The sequence below is a fragment of the Variovorax sp. GW821-FHT09B01 genome (assembly GCF_059418345.1).
Genome location: NZ_JBWKPQ010000003.1, coordinates 371,854 through 390,458 on the forward strand (window position 1 = coordinate 371,854; position 18,605 = coordinate 390,458).

Here is an 18,605-nt window from a genome sequence, read left to right on the forward strand (position 1 = left end):
TTCAGGCCGTGATCTCGATGCGGTTGCCGTCGGGGTCGAGCACCACGCTCTCGTAGTAGCCGTCGCCGGTGCGGCGCGGGCCGTCGAGCAGCGGGTAGCCGTCGGCCTGCAGCCGGCGGCTCAGCGCGTCGACCGCTTCCTCCGAGCCCACGCTGATCGCGAGATGGGTCCAGCCCATGCGCTGCGCGCCGGGCTCGGCCGCCACCGGCGACAGCGTGCGGGTGGTCATGGCCTCGATGCGGGCGCCGTCGCCCAGGCTCAGGAAGCAGGAGGCGAAGCCCTTCGCGGGATTGACGTAGCCCTCGCCCGCGGCGGCGCCGAAGTAGTCGACATAGAAGCGCTTGCAGCGTTCGAGGTCGGTGGTCCAGAGGGCGATGTGGTCGATGCGCATGGTGGGGGAGACGGCAGGTGGTTTCAGGCCTTGCGCCAGGGCGCGCGCGCCGGGTACCAGTGGTAGCTGATGCGTTCGCGCCCGCTGGTCGGATGGCGGTCGACCGTGCCGCGCGCGAGGCCGTAGCGTTCGTAGAAGCGCTGGGCCGCGGTGTTGGTGAGCGCCACGTGCAGCCGCCAGCCGGTGGGCATGCGCACGCAGGCCTCGTCGAGCAGCGCCTGGCCCAGGCCCTGGTTGCGCAGGTGCGGATCGACGAACAGCTGCGCCACGTACTCGCGCCGGTCGTGCAGCACCATGAAGGCCAGCGCCTGCGCGTCGCGCTCGGCGATCACCACCTCGGCCGGCGCCACGAACTCGGTGCGTACGCGCTGCAGCCAGTGGGCGATCGGCTCGATCACGGGCGTGCCCGGATGCGAAGCCGCCCAGGCCCGGCGCCAGATGCCGGCGAGCACCATGTTCTCCTCGGCCGCGCCATCGCGCAGTCGCAGGTGGAAGGCGGGCGTCTGGGCGTCGGACATGGCCGTTCGTTCAGTCGCGCAGCACCTGCGCGTGGTGCGCCAGGTGGTCGGCCATGAAGCTCTGGATGAAGTAGTAGCCGTGGTCGTAGCCCGCGTGGCGCCGCAGCGTGAGCGGCTGGCCGGCCGCGAAGCAGGCGGCCTCGAAGGCTTCGGGATGCAGCTGCTCGGCGAGGAATTTGTCGGCCAGGCCCTGGTCGACCAGGATGCCGTGCGGATAGGGCGCCGCGACCTGCGACTGCATCAGCGCGCTGGCATCGTGCGCGAGCCAGGCCGCGCGGTCATCGCCGGGTTCGCCGAGGTAGCCGCGCAGCGCCTTGTCGCCCCAGGGGCACTGGGTGGGCGCACAGATCGGCGCGAAGGCCGACAGCGAGAGGAAGCGCCCCGGATGGCGCAGCGCCAGCGTCAGCGCGCCGTGGCCGCCCATCGAGTGGCCGAAGATGCCCAGGCGCGCGGTGTCGATCGCGAACTGGCGGCCCACCAGCGGCAGCAGCTCCTGCACGATCCAGCTCTCCATGCGCCAGTGGGCGGCCCAGGGCGCCTCGGTGGCGTCGAGGTAGAAGCCGGCGCCGATGCCGAAGTCCCAGCTCGCGCTGGCGCCCGGCAGCGCTTCCACGGCCGCGCCGCGCGGGCTGGTGTCGGGTGCGATCAGCGCGAGGCCGAGGCTGGCGGCCATGCGCTGCGCGCCGGCCTTGATCGCGAAGGTCTCCTCGTTGCAGGTCAGGCCCGCGAGGTACAGCAGCGCCGGCACGCGCTCGTTCGCGGCCTGCGGCGGCAGGTAGACCGAGAAGCGCATCGGCAGGCCGATCTCGTGCGAGGCCTGTTCGTAGAAGCCCTGCACGCCGCCGAAGCAGTGGTGCTCGGACAGGGTCTTGAGCAGATCGGTCATGCGGCGCCCCGCACCAGTTCGAGCACCGCGTCGGCGAAGGCGCGCGGCGCCTCCTGCGGCAGGTTGTGGCCCACGCCCGGCACCAGCCGGTGCGAGCGCGGTCCGCTGAAGCGCGCCGCATGCGCCGCGGCCTCGGCCGGCGGCCGCACGCCGTCGTCGATGCCGTCGAAGGTGATCGCGGGCACGCGGATGACCGGCTGCGCGGCCAGCTGGCGATCGATGTCGGCATAGGCCGGATCGCCCGCCACCAGGCCGAAGCGGTGGCGGTACGAATGGATCACCACCTCCACGAAGTCGGGATGGTCGAAGGCCGCGGCACTGCGCTCGAAGGTGGCGTCGTCGAAGCGCCAGGTCGGCGACCACAGCTTCCACAGCAGCCTGGCGATGGCCTTGCGGTCCTTCTGCAGGCCGGCGCGGCCGCGCTCGCTGTGGAAGTAGTACTGGTACCAGAGGCTGTGCTCGTTCTCGGGCGTGTCGGGCTCCATCGCCCTGGCGATGTTCTGGATGTTGTAGCTGTTGAGCGATACCAGCCCCGCGCAGCGCTCGGGCCACAGGGCTGCCACCACGCAGGCGGCGCGGCCGCCCCAGTCGTAGCCGGCCAGCACGGCGCGATCGATCTCGAGCGCATCGAGCAGCGCCAGCAGGTCGGCGCCGAAGGCCGCCTGTTCGCCCGAGCGCGGCGTGTCGGTGCTCAGGAAGCGCGTGCCGCCGTAGCCGCGCATGTACGGCACGATGGTGCGGCAGCCCTCGGCCGCCAGCAGCGGCGCGACCTCGGCATAGGTGTGGATGTCGTAGGGGAAGCCGTGCATCAGCAGCACGGGCGGTCCGTCGGCCGGGCCGCTCTCGTGGTAGGCGACCTCGAGCACGCCGGCTTCGATGCGGCGCAGGGGCTCCATGCGTTCCATGGTCGGCACCCGCGGCGTCAGTAGAGCACCACGCCGCGGATCGACTCGCCGCGCTTCATGAGGTCGAAGCCGTCGTTGATCTTCTCGAGCGGCATGGTGTGGGTGATCAGGTCGTCGATGTTGATCTTGCCTTCCATGTACCAGTCGACGATCTTCGGCACGTCGGTGCGGCCGCGCGCGCCGCCGAAGGCCGAGCCTTCCCACTTGCGGCCGGTGACCAGCTGGAACGGGCGCGTGCTGATCTCGGCGCCCGCTTCGGCCACGCCGATGATGATGCTGCGGCCCCAGCCCTTGTGCGTGCACTCGAGCGCCTGGCGCATCACCTTGGTGTTGCCGATGCACTCGAAGCTGTAGTCGGCGCCGCCGTCGGTCAGCTGCACGATGGCGTCGACCACGTTCTCGGTGTCCTTCGGGTTGATGAAGTGCGTCATGCCGAACTTGCGCGCCATGGCTTCGCGCTCGGGGTTCAGGTCGACGCCGATGATCTTGTCGGCGCCCACCATCTTCGCGCCCTGGATCACGTTCAGGCCGATGCCGCCGAGGCCGAACACCACCACGTTGGCGCCGGCTTCCACCTTGGCCGTGAAGATCACCGCGCCGATGCCGGTGGTGACGCCGCAGCCGATGTAGCAGACCTTGTCGAAGGGCGCATCCTCGCGGATCTTGGCCAGCGAGATCTCGGGCGCGACCGTGTAGTTGCTGAAGGTGGAGGTGCCCATGTAGTGGGCGATGGGCTTGCCGTCGAGGCTGAAGCGGCTGGTGCCGTCGGGCATCAGGCCCTTGCCCTGGGTGCCGCGGATCAGCTGGCACAGATTGGTCTTGCGCGACAGGCAGAACTTGCACTGGCGGCATTCGGGCGTGTAGAGCGGGATGACGTGGTCGCCCTTCTTGAGGGTGGTGACGCCGGGGCCGACGTCGACCACGATGCCCGCGCCTTCATGGCCGAGGATGGCGGGGAAGATGCCTTCGGGGTCGGCGCCCGACAGGGTGTAGTAGTCGGTGTGGCAGATGCCGGTGGCCTTGATCTCGACGAGCACTTCGCCGAACCGGGGGCCGTCGAGGTCCACGGTTTCGATGGTCAGGGGAGCTCCGGATTTCCAGGCGACGGCGGCTTTGGTTTTCATGGCGTGTTCGGGGGGAAAGGGGGGAGGAGGGAAGGAATGGGGGCCGGAAGACGGCGCGAGGCCCCAAGGATACTCAGGCGGGGCCAGCGGGGAAGATACCCGACATGCCGATGAACCCGGGCAGGTGTCGGAAATCCCAGACCCAGTGTCGCAGCGCGGGAAATTCGTCGAGCGAAATGCCGCCTTCGCCGGCCAGCGCCACGTAGGGGAAGCAGGCCAGGTCGGCGATCGTCGGCTCGGCCGCCGCGGCCAGCCAGCGCAGGCCGGCGCTGGCCTGCTCGGCCAGGTGGTCGTCGAGCACGCGGAACACGGCGCGCGCGCCGGCGCGGCAGGCCTCGATGTCGAGGTGGCGGTAGCCGAGCGCGTCGTGCAGCCGCGCGGCCGAGGCGGTGCGCGTGATCTCGTCGGCCGTGGCGAGCCACATCGTGACCTGGCCGCGCAGCTTCGGATCGTCGGGGTACCAGCGCCGCCGGGCGTCGTGGCGGCTCGCGAGGTAGACCAGGATGGCCTGCGCGTCGCGCAGCACGAAGCCCTCGTCCTCGATCACCGGGATCTGGCCGAGCGGGTTGAGCTGCGCGAGGAACGCGGCCGACTTGTGCGCGCGCCCCGGGTAGAAGTCGACCGGCACGGCCTCGTAGGGAACGGCCAGCCAGGCCAGCAGCTGCCGCACCTTGAAGCAGTTGCCCGAGAGCGGGTAGTCGTGGAGCCTGAGCAGCGTCGTCATGCGGCGGCCCTCGTGCCGAAGCGCATGCCGCGTTCGCGCAGCCAGCGGCGGTAGGTGACGGAGGTGGTGTCGCCGCGCGTCGGCGTCTCGGCGCGGCCTTCGAGCGGCATGCGCTTGAAGGCATGGTTCTCGAGGATCGGCTTGTCCTGGCCGAAGATGGTGTGCTGGAACGCGATGAGCTCGGCGTCGCTCGACACGTCGTCGAAGTAGGCCAGCACCGTGTGGGCGATCACGTGCTCGTCGTCGAGCGGCTGCAGGAACAGGCCGATCGCGTCCTGCGCCTCGGGCCGCAGGCTCGACTTGTAGAGCATGGCCGAGAAGGGCTGCATCACGCGGTAGGTGTAGCGCACGTCGGCGCCGCTGTCGTGCGCGGCCGAGGCGCGCGGCTGCCAGAAGCGGCAGTCGGTGGCCCAGATCTCGCCGGTGGCGGGCTCGATCGCCACCTCGTACCGGGCGACCTCGGTGTGCGGCACCTTGCCGAGGTAGTCGGCATGCACGAAGGGAAAGTGCGCCATGTCGAGGAAGTTCTCGATCACGCGCAGCCCCGACACCGCGACGCCGATGCCGCCGCAGTCGACGAGGCGGCGCCCGGGCTCGGTGTATTCCGGAAACGCGAACAGCGGGCGCGCGGGCCGGCCGCTGGGGCAGACCCAGAGGTAGCCGTGGCGCGATTGCACGGAAAGCGGCTGCGTGCCGAGCCGGCATTGCGGCGTGCCGTCGGCCTCGGCCCACAGCGAGAGCGTGGCGCCAAGCAGGCAGGTGCCGTAGGGCTGCCGCTGCGAGCGGCCGGCGAGCGCGCTCGCGGGGCCGACGACCAGCCAGTCGTCGAGCATGTTGGGATCGTCGGTGACGAAGGGCATCGTGCGTCCTTCCTTCAGGCGTTGGGTTGTTCGATGTCGCCGCGCAGGGTTCGCGCGGCCGCGTGCAGGGTCTTCATCGCCTCGGAGCCCGGGGCGGCCTCGGTCCACAGGTGAACGAAAGCCAGTTGCGCTTGCGCGTCGAGCAGCAGCGCGACGGTCGGCGTGCCGCCGAGCGTGCCGCGCCAGGCGCCCGGGGCGGCGCCGGCCGTGAAGCCCAGCCGTGGGAGTGCCTCGCGCACCTGTTGCGCACCGGCGCGCAAGGTCAGCGTGCGGCAGAAGTGCCAGCCGGCCGGCACGGCATCGGCCAGTGCCTGCGGCGCGGGCGGCGGCGCGTCGCCCTCGTGCGCCAGGTTCACCCACAGCATGCCCGCCGCGTCGACCGCGCCGAACACCCTGGCGCAGACGTTGCGCGGCGCGGGCATCGCCGGATGGGCGGGAATGCCGACGCACTGCCCGTTGCCCGCGGCGTACTGCCAGCCGTGGTAGGCGCAGGAGAGGCGGTTCTCGACCACCTGGCCCAGCGTGAAGCGCACGCTGCGGTGCGGGCAGCGGTTCTCCCAGGCCTGGGCCGCGCCGTCGGCCGAGCGCCAGAGCGCGAGCTCCTGGCCCTCGGCGAAGCCGGCGACGATGTTGGCGCCGGGGCGCAGCCCGGCCGAAGGGGCGACAGGGTGCCAGGGGGCGGCGGCGGGATGCGTCATGGGGTTCTCCATGGCCTTCAACGCGAGCCGCCCACCACGCCCTCGGCGAACCAGTCCATCCGGCCGAGGTCCGCGTCGGCGACGCGGGCACCCGCCGCCACGCGGACCGCGCCCTTCTGGTCCTTGATGGGACCGGCGAACACCTGCAGCTTGCCGCTGGCGATGTCGCGCTCCTTCGCCTGCACGAGTTCGGCGACCTCCTTCGGCACGCGCGGGCCCATCGGCGCCATCTTCACCACGCCGTCGCCGATGCCGCCGAGGTAGAGGCCGGGCTTCCAGCTGCCGGCCATCACCTCGCGCGCCACCCGGGTGTAGAAGCCGCCCCAGTGGTGGGTGACGCCGGTGAGGTAGTTCCTGGGCGCGTGGCTGCGCATGTCGGAGTGGAACGAGATGGCGCCCACGCCGCGCGCCTCGGCGGCGGTGGCGACGGCGGGCGTGTCGGTGAAATGCGTGAGCACGTCGGCGCCCTGGTTCATCAGCGCGACCGCGGCGTCGCGCTCCTTCGGCGGGTCGAACCACGAATTGACGAACACCACATGCACCATCGCCTTCGGATTGACGCTGCGCGCGCCGAGCGCGAAGGCGTTGAGATACCACATCACGTCGGGCACCGGGTGGGCGCCGACGAGGCCGATGATGTTCGAGCGCGTGGTCCGGCCCGCCACGATGCCCGCGAGGTAGCCGCCCTCGTGCCAGCGCGCGTTGTAGCCGCCGAAGTTCTTCGCGGTCTGGTAGCCGCTCGCGATCAGGTACTGGACGCCGGGGTTGTCGTTGGCGACCGTGAGCATCGGCTTCATGTAGCCGAAGGAGGCGCCGAAGATCAGCTGGCAGCCGTCGGCCGACAGCTCGCGCGCCACGCGCTCGGAGTCCGGGCCTTCGTTGGTGTCGGGCACGGTGCGCACGCTGACCTGGGCGCCGAGGTTCTTCTCGAGCTCGCGCCGGCCGAGGTCGTGCTGGTAGGTCCAGCCCGTGTCGCCGACCGGGCCCAGGAAGACGAAGCCGATCTTGAGCGGGCCGGCGGCCCAGGCGCTGCGCAATGGCAGCAGGGAGGCGGCAACGCCGGCGGAAAGCAGGGTGCGGCGGGCAGGGCTGTGCATCGGGGGTTCTCCTGTCGTGGGGAGTGGGGCTCGGACCTCGAGGGCTCGAGGTCTCGGCGGGGCATGGCATAGCATTCGCTACGCCCGCGCAGACCGTACCGTTTCCCGCCCTCCGATGAAAGCCACATGCCGAGACGCAACTTTTCATTTCTGAAACGGCCGACCTTCGCCGACAGGGAGTGTGCGTGACCGGCATCGACCTGGCGCTGGTGCAGGCCTTCGTGCTCGTCGTGCAAAGCGGCAGCCTCACGCGGGCCGAGAGCCTGTCGGGGGTTTCGAAGGCCACGCTGAGCCGGCAGCTCACGCGGCTGGAGGAACTGCTGGGCGCGCAGCTGCTGATGCGCAGCTCGCGCCGCATCACCGCGACCGAGGCGGGCCGCGCCTTCTTCGTGCGCTGCGAGGACCTGCTCGGCGAGGTCACGGGCCGGCTCGAGACGGCGCGCACCGAGATCCAGGAGATCACCACCGGCGTGTCGGGCAGCCTCTCGCTGCTGTCGGACACCCAGTTCGGCACCTCCTTCGTCTGCCACGTGGTGAAACTGTTCCTGGAGTCGCATCCCAACGTGCGCTGCCAGCTCGACGTGGCGAGCCGGCCGAACGCGCCGGCCATCGGCGACGTGGACTGCTACGTGTGCTCGGAGCCGCCCGACGCGCCGAACCTCGTGGCCAAGCTGCTGGGGCAACTGAACTACGGCCTCTATGCGAGCCCGCAGTACCTCGAGCGCCAGGGCACGCCGCGCACGCCCGACGATCTGGCGGCGCACCGCGCGATCGTGATGAAGGAGGCCGCGGGGCCGTCGCAGGTGCTGCTGGTGTCGGGCGCGTCGGGCCGCCATGCCTACCGGCCCGAACCCGCCTTCGAGACCAACGACCACTGGGTGATGAAGACCTTCTGCATCGACGGCCTGGGCATCGCGCTGCTGCCGGCCTTCTTCGTGCGGCCCGAGCTGGCGCAGGGCGTGCTGGTGCCGGTGCTGCCGCAGTGGCAGCCGCAGCCGCGGCGCATCTACTGCGCCTACCAGCGGCAGCGCTACATGGGGCAGAAGCTGCGCGCCTTCGTCGACCTGATGGCGCGCTGCGTGGTCGACATCGACTCGTACAACTACTACGTCGGCTCGTCCGCGGCCCGGCGGGGCAGGGCGGGTGCCAGACCATAATGGCGGCCCGTCCGACGCGTGCTGCCAGCCCGATCCATCATGAAGAAAATCCTCGTCCTCAACGGCCCCAACCTCAACCTCCTGGGCACGCGCGAGCCCGAACAGTACGGCCGCGACACGCTGGCCGACGTGGAGCGCCTGTGCCATGAAACGGGCGCGAAGCTCGGCGTGGCGATCGAGTGCCGCCAGACCAACCACGAAGGCGTGCTGGTCGACTGGATCCAGGAAGCGGGCCGCGAGGTGGCGGCCGGCACCATGCTCGGCGTGGTGATGAACCCGGGGGCCTACACCCACACCTCGATCGCGCTGCACGACGCCATCAAGGGCGCGAGCGTGCCGCTGATCGAGCTGCACATCTCGAACGTGCATGCACGCGAGGAGTTCCGCCACCGCTCGTACATCTCGCCGGCGGCGCGCGGAATCATCGTGGGGCTGGGCGTGAAGGGCTACACGCTGGCGATCGCCGCGCTGGTGCCCTGAAGCTCGGCTAGTACAGCGCCCGCGGCGCCGACGCCTTCCAGCTGCGGCTGATGCGGCCCTGCGCATCGACGCTCTCGAGGTGCACGTCGAAGCCCCACAGCCGCGCCACGTGCTTGAGCACCTCCTCGGCATCGTCGTGCAGCGGCAGGCTGTTGCGCTGGGTGTGGCGCAGCGTCAGCGAGCGGTCGCCGCGCATGTTGACGTTCCAGACCTGGATGTCGGGCTCGCGGCTGCCGAGGTCGTACTGGCGCGACAGCGATTCGCGCAGCGCCTGGTAGCCGCTGTCGTCGTGGATCGCCGAGACCTCGAGCTCGGACTCGCTCTGGTGGTCGCGGATCGCGAACAGGCGGAAGTCGCGCATGGTCTTCGGGCTCAGGAACTGGCCCACGAAGCTCTCGTCCTTGAAGTTGCGCATCGCGTAGTCGAGCGTGGCCACCCAGTCGCTGCCCGCGAAGTCGGGGAACCAGCGCCGGTCCTCGTCGGTGGGCTTCTCGCAGATGCGGCGCAGCTCGGTGTACATCGCGAAGCCGAGCGCGTAGGGGTTGATGCCGCTGTAGGCGCGGTGGCCCACCGGCGGCTGGAAGATCACGCCGGTGTGCGAGCTCAGCCACTCCATCATGAAGCCGTCGTCGAGCTGGCCGCGGTCGTACATGGTGTTGAGCAGCGTGTAGTGCCAGAAGGTGGCCCAGCCCTCGTTCATGACCTGGGTCTGGCGCTGCGGGTAGAAGTACTGTGCGATCTTGCGCACGATGCGCACCACCTCGCGCTGCCAGGGTTCGAGCAGCGCGGCGTTCTTCTCGATGAAATAGAGCAGGTTCTCCTGCGGCTCGAGCGGAAAGCGCGGCGCGGATTCCGAGCCGGCGTTCTGCTCGCTGCGCCGCGGCAGGGTGCGCCAGAGGTCGTTGACCTGCTGCTGCATATGGCGCTCGCGCTCGGCGCGCTGGGCGCTCTCCTGCGCCAGCGAGCGCTTCTGCGGCCGGCGGTAGCGGTCCACGCCGTAGTTCATCAGCGCATGGCAGGAGTCGAGCAGCTTTTCGACCTCGTCCACGCCGTGGCGCTCCTCGCATTCGGCGATGTAGTGCCGCGCATAGACCAGGTAGTCGATGATCGAGGACGCATCGGTCCACATGCGGAACAGGTAGTTGCCCTTGAAGAAGCTGTTGTGGCCATAGGCCGCGTGCGCGATCACCAGGGCCTGCATGGCCATGGTGTTCTCTTCCATCAGGTAGGCGATGCAGGGATCGGAGTTGATCACGATCTCGTAGGCCAGCCCCATGTGGCCGCGGCGGTAGTTCTTCTCGGTGGCGATGAACTGCTTGCCGTACGACCAGTGCCTGTAGATCATCGGCATGCCCACGCTCGCGTAGGCATCCATCATCTGCTCGGCCGTGATGATCTCGAGCTGGTTCGGGTAGACGTCGAGGCCGTAGCCGCGCGCGGTGCGCGCGATCTCGGTGTGGTAGCGCTCGATCAGGTCGAAGGTCCAGTCCGAGGGGCTGGGCAACCGTTCGAGCTTGCCTTGCGGGATGGTGGCGGCGGTCGGCAGCGGCGGTGCCGAAGGAGGGCGGTCGGCGGGGGTCATGCGCTGGCTCCTTCCTTCTTGAACAGGTCGCGGAACACGGGGTAGATGTCGCTGGCCTCGGACACCTTGCGCATCGCGAAGTTGGGCTCGATGCCCTCGAGCTGCGCGTATTCCTGCCACAGGTTCTGCTCGGTCTCGGCCACCTGCACGTAGGCGTAGTAGCGCACCTTCGGCAGGATGTTCTCCTCGAGCAGCTGGCGGCAGCGCCCGCTGTCCTGGTGCCAGTTGTCGCCGTCGCTGGCCTGCGCGCCGTAGATGTTCCATTCGCCGCTGGGGTAGCGCGCGCGCACGATCTCGTCCATCAGCACCAGCGCGCTCGACACCACGGTGCCGCCGGTCTCGGTGGCGTGGAAGAACTCGTCCTCGCTGACCTCCTGCGCCTGCGTGTGATGGCGCAGGAACACCAGGTCGATGGTCTCGTAGTGCCGCGTGAGGAACATGTACAGCAGCATGAAGAAGCGCTTGGCCATGTCCTTGCGCGCCTCGTCCATCGAGCCCGAGACGTCCATGAGGCAGAACATCACGGCCTTGGCGCTGGGCACCGGCGTCTTCACGCGGTTGCGGTAGCGCAGGTCGATCGGATCGATGTAGGGCACGTGGCGCGCGGTGCGGCGCAACTCCTCGATGCGCGCCTCGGTCTCGGCGATCTCGTTCTGGATGAAGGGCTGCGTGGCCTGCGGATGCGCCCTCAGGTGCAGCAGGTGCGCCTCGAGCCGGCGCAGTTCCTTGCGCGGTTCGCCGCCGAGCGCGATGCGCCGGGCCAGCGCGCCGCGCATCGAGCGCACCACGTGCAGGTTGTTGGGCGTGCCGTCGCTGGTGAAGCCCGCGCGGTGGCTCTTCCATTCGGGCACGTCGGCGATCTGCGTGCGGATCAGGTGCGGCAGCGCGAGATCGTCGAAGAACACGCGCATGAACTCCTCGCGCGTGAGGTGGAACACGAAGTCGTCGTTGCCCTCGCCGCTGTCGCTGGCCTCGCCGCTGCCCGAGCCGCCGCCCTGGCCGCCCTCGGGGCGCTTGATGCGGTCGCCGCGCACGTACTCCTGGTTGCCCGGGTGCACGTACTCGCGGTCGCCGCCGCGCGCATGGCCGAACACCGGCTCCGACACATCGTGGCGCGGCAGCGTCACATCCTCGCCCTGTTCCAGTTCGCGGATGTTGCGGCCGCTCACGGCCCGCCGCACCGCCTCCTGGATCTGGCCGCGGTAGCGCCGGAGAAAGCGCTCGCGGTTGCCGATGGACTTGTTCTTGCCCGAGAGCCGGCGGTCGATGATCTGCTGCAGGATGGCCACGATGGTTTCAAAGCTCCTTGCAAAACGATGGGCGTTGGCGTGCTCCGTTGGCGGTGCGCGCTACGAGCTCTTGCGCACGCGCAGGTACCACTCGCACAGCAGGCGCACCTGCTTGGCGGTGTAGCCCTTCTCGACCATGCGCGTGACGAAGTCCTCGTGCTTCTTCTGCTCGTCGGCGCTGCTCTTGGTGTTGAAGCTGATCACCGGCAGCAGCTCCTCGGTGTTGGAGAACATCTTCTTCTCGATCACCGCGCGCAGCTTCTCGTAGCTGGTCCATGCCGGGTTGCGGCCGTTGTTGCCGGCCCGCGCGCGCAGCACGAAGTTGACGATCTCGTTGCGGAAGTCCTTCGGGTTGCCGATGCCGGCCGGCCGCTCGATCTTCTCGAGCTCGCCGTTGAGCGAGGCGCGGTCGAAGACCTCGCCGGTGTCGACGTCGCGGAACTCCTGGTCCTGGATCCAGTAGTCGGCATAGGTCACGTAGCGGTCGAAGATGTTCTGGCCGTACTCGCTGTAGCTCTCGAGGTAGGCGGTCTGGATCTCCTTGCCGATGAACTCGGCATAGCGCGGCGCCAGCAGCTCCTTGATGTAGCTGATGTACTTCTGCTCGACCTCCTGCGGGAACTGCTCGCGCTCGATCTGCTGCTCGAGCACGTACATCAGGTGCACCGGGTTGGCGGCCACCTCAGAGCTGTCGAAGTTGAAGACCTTGGAGATGATCTTGAAGGCGAAGCGCGTGGAGACGCCGCTCATGCCCTCGTCGACGCCCGCGTAGTCGCGGTACTCCTGGATCGACTTGGCCTTGGGATCGGTGTCCTTGAGGTTGTCGCCGTCGTAGACCTGCGACTTGCTGAAGATGCTCGAGTTCTCGGGTTCCTTGAGCCGCGTGAGCACCGACAGCTGCGCCATCATGCGCAGGGTTCCGGGTGCGCAGGGCGCCTGGGCCAGCGAGGAGTTGCGCACCAGCTTCTCGTAGATCTTGATCTCCTCGGACACCCGCAGGCAGTAGGGCACCTTGACGATGTAGATCCGGTCGAGGAAAGCCTCGTTGTTCTTGTTGTTGCGGAAGGCCTTCCACTCGCTCTCGTTGCTGTGGGCCAGCACGATGCCGTCGAAGGGGATCGCGCCGAAGCCCTCGGTGCCCTTGAAGTTGCTTTCCTGCGTGGCGGTCAAAAGCGGGTGCAGCACCTTGATCGGCGCCTTGAACATTTCCACGAACTCGAGCAGGCCCTGGTTCGCCAGGCACAGGCCGCCCGAGTAGGCGTAGGCGTCCGGGTCGTCCTGGGCATAGGTCTCGAGCTTGCGGATGTCGACCTTGCCGACCAGCGAGGAGATGTCCTGGTTGTTCTCGTCGCCGGGTTCGGTCTTGGCCACCGCGATCTGGCGCAGCACCGACGGGTAGCGCTTCACCACCTTGAACTGGCGGATGTCGCCGCCGTACTCCTCGAGCCGCTTGACGGCCCAGGGCGACAGGATGCGCTGCAGGTAGCGGCGCGGGATGTTGAATTCCTTCTCGAGGATCTCGCCGTCCTCGGCCGCGTCGAACAGGCCGAGCGGCGATTCGTTCACGGGCGAGCCGTGGATCGCGTAGAAGGGCACGTGTTCCATGAGCTGCTTGAGGCGCTCGGCGATCGAGCTCTTGCCGCCGCCGACCGGGCCCAGCAGGTAGAGGATCTGCTTCTTTTCCTCCAGGCCCTGCGCGGCGTGGCGGAAATAGGACACCACCTGCTCGATGGCCTCCTCCATCCCGTAGAACTCCTTGAACGCCGGGTAGATCTTGATGACCTTGTTGGCGAAGATGCGCGAAAGGCGGGAGTCGTTGCGGGTGTCGACCAGTTCGGGGTCGCCGATGGCCTTGAGCATGCGCTCGGAAGCCGTGGCATAGGCCATCGGATCCCGTTTGCAGAGTTCCAGGTAGTCCTGCAGTGAAAGGACCTCTTCGCGAGTGCGCTCGTAACGCGCTGCAAAGTTGCTGATCACATCCATGGTCACGCCTCCGTCAAGTCAGCGGGCCTTTAAAGCCCGAAATCCTGCAGTCCGAAAGCGTCGCATCTTTTGAAAAAGGTGTGGCCGCCCAGGGCTGCATGCCTTGGAAAACTCCCTTAAACACAATCTGCACAATCAGCATAAAGCAAAGAGTGCACCCAGGAAATAGTTGTTAATTCAGAACCACAGTCACGAGTAAAGTTCAACAAAAAATTCGTGCACGAGTTTGCGAATTCCAGCTAAATTCCCAGGTTCCGCAAACGGGTTCGGGTAAACCAGTTTGCCAGTGAAAATACCTATGGCAATCGACATATGCGTCCTTTGCGTGTTTTAACGGCAAGCACCTCCTATTGAGCCCACTGACTCAAAAAAACAACGCTGTCCTTCAATAACGCGGCAGCTCCCGTTTGGGTTTATTGCACATTCAAAAAATATCTAAAAGCAATCTACGCGCCATCTTTTGATGAGCGGCGCGCGCGCCGCGGCGTGGGAAAGCGCGCCAGTTGCGAGTCGGAGGGAAGCGGGAGAAGGCGCCGTTGTGGTGCGTGGCACCGAAGGCGTTCGAGGAGCACCGTTTGCGTGCGCGGCCGCAAACCAAAGGGTTACGAGGCTCAGGCCAGCGGCAGGATGCGGCGCGCCACGGTGTAGCCCAGCGAAATCTCCTCGCCGGGCGCGTGCTCGCAGAAGTCGGGGTCGTGCCAGGCGCTTGCGAGCGGCAACCAGCCCGAGAGAAAACCGGCGCCGCCGCAGATGGCGCAGCCGCCATCGCCGCCGCGCGTGAGGCCGCGTTGCGCGGTCAGTTCGTACTTGTAGGGGTCGGCCGCGATCTGCAGGCCCCAGGCGTTGGGCACGCGGTGGAATTCCCAGTCGCTGGCGAAGCCCGCCGCCGGTTTCTCGAGCTGGCCCGCGGCCCGCACCCATTGGCGGCGCCATTCGGCTTCCTCGGGGCTGATGTCGGTGGGGTAGCGGTCCATCGGCGCCTCGTCGCCCCAGCGGAAGAAGCCGCGTGCGCCGGCCGCGCACAGGTGCTCCCATTCGTCGGGGCTCGGCAGGCGGAAGCCCTGCGCGGCGAAGCCGTTGGCGACCAGCGCATGGCTCAGGGCGTCCTCGTCGGCCTGCCAGGCGCTGACGCGGCCATCGGGCGCTACCTCGACCCGGGTCACGATGTCCGCATGCTCGGTCACGCCGCGCGGGTGCTCGGCGAGCAGCGCCCGCACCTTCTCGCCCGCGGGATCGATGGGCTGCCAGCCGACCTCGGCATGAAGGGTCTCGGCCAGCAGCGGCGGCAGCGCCACCTCGCGCACGCGGGCGCTGCGCGCGGCCACGTAGTCGGCCAGGCTTTCCTCGAGGCCGTATTCCTCCGCCATGCCCTGCCAGCTTTCGTGCATCGCGGGCGTGGGCCGCCAGCCGCCGACGTCGAAGCCCAGCGTGGCCGGGCCGCCCGGAATCAGGGAGAAGAGGGCGCCGCCGGCCGTGTACTGCGCCACGTCGTGCGCGACACCGCCGAGCGCGAAGCGCCGGATGCCGTCGAAGACGAAGCCCGCGGGCAGTTGCGCCGCGAGGTCCCGCGCGGCGGCTTCACGCTGCGCCGCGGTGGCGCGGCGCCAGGCCGCGAGTTCGTCGAACAGGGGCATGGGCGGAATGCCGTGGGTCGGGACGCGCGCCGCGCGTCCTCAGCTGAAGAATTCCTTGGCCTTGTCGAACCAGCCCTTGTCGGTGGGGCTGTGCTTCTCGCCGCCCTTCTTGAGCGACTCGTCGAGCTCCTTCAGCAGCTTGCGCTGGTGCTCGGTGAGCTTGACCGGCGTCTCGACGCGCACGTGGCAGTAGAGGTCGCCCGGGTAGCTCGAGCGCACGCCCTTGATGCCCTTGCCGCGCAGGCGGAACTGCTTGCCGCTCTGCGTGCCGTCGGGAATGTCGATGGCCGCGTTGCCCTTGAGCGTGGGCACGTTGATCTCGCCGCCGAGCGCCGCGGTGGTGACGCTGACCGGCACCACGCAGTGCAGGTCGTCGCCGTCGCGCTCGAACAGCTCGTGCTTCTTGAGCCGGATCTCGATGTAGAGGTCACCGGGCGGCCCGCCGTTGGTGCCGGGTTCGCCGTTGCCGGTGCTGCGGATGCGCATGCCGTCGTCGATGCCGGCCGGGATCTTCACTTCCAGCGTCTTGTTGTTCTTGATCTTGCCCTGGCCGTGGCAGGTCGCGCAGGGCTCGGGAATGATCTTGCCGCTGCCATGGCAGGTCGGGCAGGTCTGCTGCACGCTGAAGAAGCCCTGGCGCATCTGCACCGCGCCCGCGCCGTGGCAGGTGGTGCAGGTGATCGGCTTGGTGCCCGGCTTGGCGCCGGTGCCCTTGCAGGTGCCGCAGTCGTCCCAGCTCGGGATGCGGATCTGGGCTTCCTTGCCCTCGGCCGCTTCCTCGAGCGTGATCTCCATCGCGTAGCTCAGGTCGCTGCCGCGGAACACCTGGCGGCCGCCGCCGGCACGGCCGCGGCCACCGCCGCCGAACACGTCGCCGAAGATGTCGCCGAAGGCTTCCGCGAAGCCGCCGAAGCCTTCCGCGCCCGGGCCGCCGCGCATGTTGGGATCGACGCCGGCGTGGCCGTACTGGTCGTAGGCCGCGCGTTTCTGGCCGTCCGACAGCATTTCATAGGCTTCCTTCACCTCCTTGAACTTGGCCTCGGCGTCCTTGCTGGTGTCGCCGTGGTTGCGGTCCGGGTGGTGCTTCATCGCGAGCTTGCGATAAGCCTTCTTGATTTCGTCGTCGCTCGCGTTCTTGGGAACGCCGAGGGTTTCGTAGTAGTCGCGTTTGGTGGCCATGGCAGGTTCGATCGGGCGGCGGGGCGGTCTTCAGGTCTCTTCGGGAACGGGGATCGATCGAAGCGAGAAAGGCTGGAGCACCCTTTCAGGTGTTCCAGCCCCGTTCGACCGAGCGGACGCTCAGTCCTTCTTCTTGACTTCCTTGACCTCGGCGTCGACCACGTTGTCGTCGGCCGGGGCGCTGCTCGCAGCTTCCGCGCCAGCCGAGGCACCCGGGCCGCCGGCGGCACCGGCCGCGGCCTGCGCGTCGGCGTACATCTTCTCGCCGAGCTTCTGGCTCGCGGTCATCAGCGTGTTGGTCTTCTCTTCGATCGCGGCCTTGTCCTCGCCCTTGACCACGTCCTCGAGTTCCTTGATCGCGGTCTCGATCTTTTCCTTCTCGCCGGCGTCCAGGCTGTCGCCGTGCTCGCCCAGCGACTTGCGCACGCTGTGGACCATGGCCTCGCCCTGGTTGCGGGCCTGCACCAGCTCGACCTTCTTCTTGTCCTCGGCCGCGTTGAGCTCGGCGTCCTTCACCATGTTCTGGATCTCGTCCTCCGACAGGCCCGAGTTCGCCTTGATGGTGATCTTGTTTTCCTTGCCGGTGCCCTTGTCCTTGGCGCCGACGTGCAGGATGCCGTTGGCGTCGATGTCGAAGCTCACCTCGATCTGCGGCGTGCCGCGCGAGGCCGGCGGGATGCCCTCGAGGTTGAACTCGCCGAGCAGCTTGTTGCCCGCGGCCACTTCGCGTTCGCCCTGGAACACCTTGATCGTCACGGCCGGCTGGTTGTCCTCGGCGGTCGAGAAGGTCTGCGCGAACTTGGTCGGGATCGTGGTGTTCTTCGTGATCATCTTGGTCATCACGCCACCCATGGTCTCGATGCCCAGCGACAGCGGGGTCACGTCGAGCAGCAGCACGTCCTTGCGGTCGCCCGAGAGCACCTGGCCCTGGATGGCGGCGCCGACGGCCACGGCCTCGTCGGGGTTCACGTCCTTGCGCGGGTCCTTGCCGAAGAAGGCCTTGACCTTGTCCTGCACCTTGGGCATGCGGGTCATGCCGCCGACCAGGATCACGTCGTTGATGTCGCTCACGCTGATGCCGGCATCCTTGATGGCCAGGCGGCAGGGCGCGATGGTGCGCTCGATCAGCTCGTCGACCAGGCTCTCGAGCTTGGCGCGCGTGAGCTTGATGTTCAGGTGCTTCGGACCGGTGGCATCGGCCGTGATGTAGGGCAGGTTGACGTCGGTCTGGGCGCTGTTCGACAGCTCGATCTTGGCCTTCTCGGCCGCTTCCTTCAGGCGCTGCAGCGCGAGCACGTCCTTGCTGAGGTCGACGCCCTGTTCCTTTTTGAACTCGCCGATGATGTAGTCGATGATGCGCTGGTCGAAGTCCTCGCCGCCGAGGAAGGTGTCGCCGTTGGTCGACAGCACTTCGAACTGCTTCTCGCCGTCCACGTCGGCGATCTCGATGATCGAGACGTCGAAGGTGCCGCCACCGAGGTCGTACACGGCGATCTTGCGGTCGCCCTTGTCCTGCTTGTCGAGGCCGAAGGCCAGCGCCGCGGCGGTGGGTTCGTTGATGATGCGCTTGACGTCGAGGCCCGCGATGCGGCCGGCGTCCTTGGTGGCCTGGCGCTGGGCGTCGTTGAAGTAGGCCGGCACCGTGATCACGGCTTCGGTCACGGCTTCGCCGAGGTAGTCTTCGGCGGTCTTCTTCATCTTGCGCAGGATGTCGGCGCTGACCTGCTGCGGCGCCATCTTCTTGCCGCGCACTTCCACCCATGCGTCGCCGTTGTCGGCCTTGGCGATGGTGTAGGGCATCAGGTCGATGTCCTTCTGCACTTCCTTTTCCTCGAACTTGCGGCCGATCAGGCGCTTGATCGCGTACAGCGTGTTCTTGGGGTTGGTGACGGCCTGGCGCTTGGCCGAGGCACCGACCAGCACTTCACCGTCTTCCTGGTACGCGACGATCGAAGGCGTGGTGCGCGCGCCTTCCGAGTTCTCGATCACGCGCGTGGTGTTGCCTTCCATGATCGACACGCACGAGTTGGTGGTGCCGAGGTCGATGCCGATGATCTTTGCCATGTTCTGTACTCCTGAAACCTGAAAAATATGTTGT

Annotated in this window: 17 protein-coding genes; 2 read left to right on the forward strand and 15 right to left on the reverse strand. The window is 68.1% G+C overall.

Annotated elements, in window-relative coordinates:
• Position 1 precedes the first annotated feature (1 nt).
• The 9 genes from AC07RV_RS13135 to AC07RV_RS13175 form a co-directional block, all read right to left on the reverse strand.
• Positions 2 to 391: a VOC family protein gene (locus AC07RV_RS13135; protein ID WP_296778344.1), complete on the reverse strand. Its 390-nt coding sequence runs from the start codon at positions 389 to 391 to the stop codon at positions 2 to 4.
• 23 nt (positions 392 to 414) lie between these two features.
• Positions 415 to 909 (reverse strand): GNAT family N-acetyltransferase, encoded by a 495-nt coding sequence (locus AC07RV_RS13140; protein WP_093343159.1) that lies wholly within the window; start codon positions 907 to 909, stop codon positions 415 to 417.
• A gap of 10 nt (positions 910 to 919) precedes the next feature.
• Entirely contained in the window at positions 920 to 1,795 is an 876-nt protein-coding gene (gene fghA / locus AC07RV_RS13145) for an S-formylglutathione hydrolase (RefSeq protein ID WP_296778340.1), read from the reverse strand.
• Positions 1,792 to 2,700: an alpha/beta fold hydrolase gene (locus AC07RV_RS13150; RefSeq protein WP_296778338.1), complete on the reverse strand. Its 909-nt coding sequence runs from the start codon at positions 2,698 to 2,700 to the stop codon at positions 1,792 to 1,794. Before AC07RV_RS13150 ends, fghA begins: the two co-directional genes overlap by 4 nt.
• Before the next feature lie 17 nt (positions 2,701 to 2,717).
• Positions 2,718 to 3,824, reverse strand: a complete 1,107-nt coding sequence (locus tag AC07RV_RS13155; RefSeq protein ID WP_057594524.1) for an S-(hydroxymethyl)glutathione dehydrogenase/class III alcohol dehydrogenase — start codon at positions 3,822 to 3,824, stop codon at positions 2,718 to 2,720.
• A 73-nt stretch (positions 3,825 to 3,897) separates the two neighbouring features.
• On the reverse strand, positions 3,898 to 4,548 hold the full coding sequence (locus tag AC07RV_RS13160; RefSeq protein WP_296778335.1) for a glutathione S-transferase family protein: 651 nt from the start codon (positions 4,546 to 4,548) through the stop codon (positions 3,898 to 3,900).
• Positions 4,545 to 5,408, reverse strand: coding sequence for an aromatic ring-hydroxylating oxygenase subunit alpha (locus AC07RV_RS13165; protein ID WP_093343154.1), 864 nt, complete (start codon positions 5,406 to 5,408; stop codon positions 4,545 to 4,547). Before AC07RV_RS13165 ends, AC07RV_RS13160 begins: the two co-directional genes overlap by 4 nt.
• Positions 5,409 to 5,422: 14 nt before the next feature.
• Positions 5,423 to 6,106, reverse strand: a complete 684-nt coding sequence (locus AC07RV_RS13170; protein WP_296778330.1) for a Rieske 2Fe-2S domain-containing protein — start codon at positions 6,104 to 6,106, stop codon at positions 5,423 to 5,425.
• A gap of 17 nt (positions 6,107 to 6,123) precedes the next feature.
• Positions 6,124 to 7,203, reverse strand: coding sequence for a BMP family ABC transporter substrate-binding protein (locus AC07RV_RS13175; protein ID WP_296778327.1), 1,080 nt, complete (start codon positions 7,201 to 7,203; stop codon positions 6,124 to 6,126).
• 185 nt (positions 7,204 to 7,388) lie between these two features.
• Here AC07RV_RS13175 and AC07RV_RS13180 point away from each other — a divergent pair, with 185 nt between their 5' ends.
• Together AC07RV_RS13180 and aroQ are read left to right on the forward strand one after the other, a co-directional pair.
• The gene (locus tag AC07RV_RS13180; protein WP_296778324.1) at positions 7,389 to 8,360 is read left to right on the forward strand and encodes a LysR family transcriptional regulator; all 972 of its coding nucleotides are present in this window, start codon (positions 7,389 to 7,391) and stop codon (positions 8,358 to 8,360) included.
• A 39-nt stretch (positions 8,361 to 8,399) separates the two neighbouring features.
• A complete protein-coding gene (aroQ, locus tag AC07RV_RS13185) occupies positions 8,400 to 8,840 on the forward strand; it encodes a type II 3-dehydroquinate dehydratase (RefSeq protein WP_057594519.1) in 441 nt (146 codons plus the stop codon).
• 7 nt (positions 8,841 to 8,847) lie between these two features.
• On the opposite strand, the gene AC07RV_RS13190 is transcribed toward aroQ, so the two are convergent.
• The 6 genes from AC07RV_RS13190 to dnaK form a co-directional block, all read right to left on the reverse strand.
• A complete protein-coding gene (locus tag AC07RV_RS13190) occupies positions 8,848 to 10,422 on the reverse strand; it encodes a SpoVR family protein (protein ID WP_057594518.1) in 1,575 nt (524 codons plus the stop codon).
• Entirely contained in the window at positions 10,419 to 11,711 is a 1,293-nt protein-coding gene (locus AC07RV_RS13195) for a YeaH/YhbH family protein (RefSeq protein ID WP_093343149.1), read from the reverse strand. Before AC07RV_RS13195 ends, AC07RV_RS13190 begins: the two co-directional genes overlap by 4 nt.
• A gap of 60 nt (positions 11,712 to 11,771) precedes the next feature.
• Positions 11,772 to 13,694 carry a PrkA family serine protein kinase gene (locus AC07RV_RS13200; protein WP_093343147.1) on the reverse strand — a complete coding sequence of 641 codons (1,923 nt, stop codon included), beginning with the start codon at positions 13,692 to 13,694 and terminating at the stop codon, positions 11,772 to 11,774.
• Between the two features lie 611 nt (positions 13,695 to 14,305).
• Positions 14,306 to 15,328, reverse strand: coding sequence for a hypothetical protein (locus tag AC07RV_RS13205; protein ID WP_296778316.1), 1,023 nt, complete (start codon positions 15,326 to 15,328; stop codon positions 14,306 to 14,308).
• Positions 15,329 to 15,367: 39 nt separating this feature from the next.
• Positions 15,368 to 16,507, reverse strand: a complete 1,140-nt coding sequence (dnaJ, locus tag AC07RV_RS13210) for a molecular chaperone DnaJ (protein WP_057594515.1) — start codon at positions 16,505 to 16,507, stop codon at positions 15,368 to 15,370.
• Positions 16,508 to 16,627: 120 nt separating this feature from the next.
• A complete protein-coding gene (dnaK, locus tag AC07RV_RS13215) occupies positions 16,628 to 18,571 on the reverse strand; it encodes a molecular chaperone DnaK (protein ID WP_057594514.1) in 1,944 nt (647 codons plus the stop codon).
• Between the last annotated feature and the right edge of the window lie 34 nt (positions 18,572 to 18,605).

Bases quoted from the DNA above. Each gene is read 5' to 3' on its own strand.
- AC07RV_RS13135 (WP_296778344.1), bottom strand. From the start codon at position 391: ATGCGCATCGACCACATCGCCCTCTGGACCACCGACCTCGAACGCTGC.
- AC07RV_RS13140 (WP_093343159.1), bottom strand. From the start codon at position 909: ATGTCCGACGCCCAGACGCCCGCCTTCCACCTGCGACTGCGCGATGGC.
- AC07RV_RS13170 (WP_296778330.1), bottom strand. From the start codon at position 6,106: ATGACGCATCCCGCCGCCGCCCCCTGGCACCCTGTCGCCCCTTCGGCC.
- dnaJ (WP_057594515.1), bottom strand. From the start codon at position 16,507: ATGGCCACCAAACGCGACTACTACGAAACCCTCGGCGTTCCCAAGAAC.
- AC07RV_RS13190 (WP_057594518.1), bottom strand. From the start codon at position 10,422: ATGACCCCCGCCGACCGCCCTCCTTCGGCACCGCCGCTGCCGACCGCC.
- AC07RV_RS13200 (WP_093343147.1), bottom strand. From the start codon at position 13,694: ATGGATGTGATCAGCAACTTTGCAGCGCGTTACGAGCGCACTCGCGAA.
- AC07RV_RS13165 (WP_093343154.1), bottom strand. From the start codon at position 5,408: ATGCCCTTCGTCACCGACGATCCCAACATGCTCGACGACTGGCTGGTC.
- fghA (WP_296778340.1), bottom strand. From the start codon at position 1,795: ATGACCGATCTGCTCAAGACCCTGTCCGAGCACCACTGCTTCGGCGGC.
- AC07RV_RS13175 (WP_296778327.1), bottom strand. From the start codon at position 7,203: ATGCACAGCCCTGCCCGCCGCACCCTGCTTTCCGCCGGCGTTGCCGCC.
- AC07RV_RS13160 (WP_296778335.1), bottom strand. From the start codon at position 4,548: ATGACGACGCTGCTCAGGCTCCACGACTACCCGCTCTCGGGCAACTGC.
- AC07RV_RS13205 (WP_296778316.1), bottom strand. From the start codon at position 15,328: ATGCCCCTGTTCGACGAACTCGCGGCCTGGCGCCGCGCCACCGCGGCG.
- dnaK (WP_057594514.1), bottom strand. From the start codon at position 18,571: ATGGCAAAGATCATCGGCATCGACCTCGGCACCACCAACTCGTGCGTG.
- AC07RV_RS13155 (WP_057594524.1), bottom strand. From the start codon at position 3,824: ATGAAAACCAAAGCCGCCGTCGCCTGGAAATCCGGAGCTCCCCTGACC.
- aroQ (WP_057594519.1), top strand. From the start codon at position 8,400: ATGAAGAAAATCCTCGTCCTCAACGGCCCCAACCTCAACCTCCTGGGC.
- AC07RV_RS13150 (WP_296778338.1), bottom strand. From the start codon at position 2,700: ATGGAACGCATGGAGCCCCTGCGCCGCATCGAAGCCGGCGTGCTCGAG.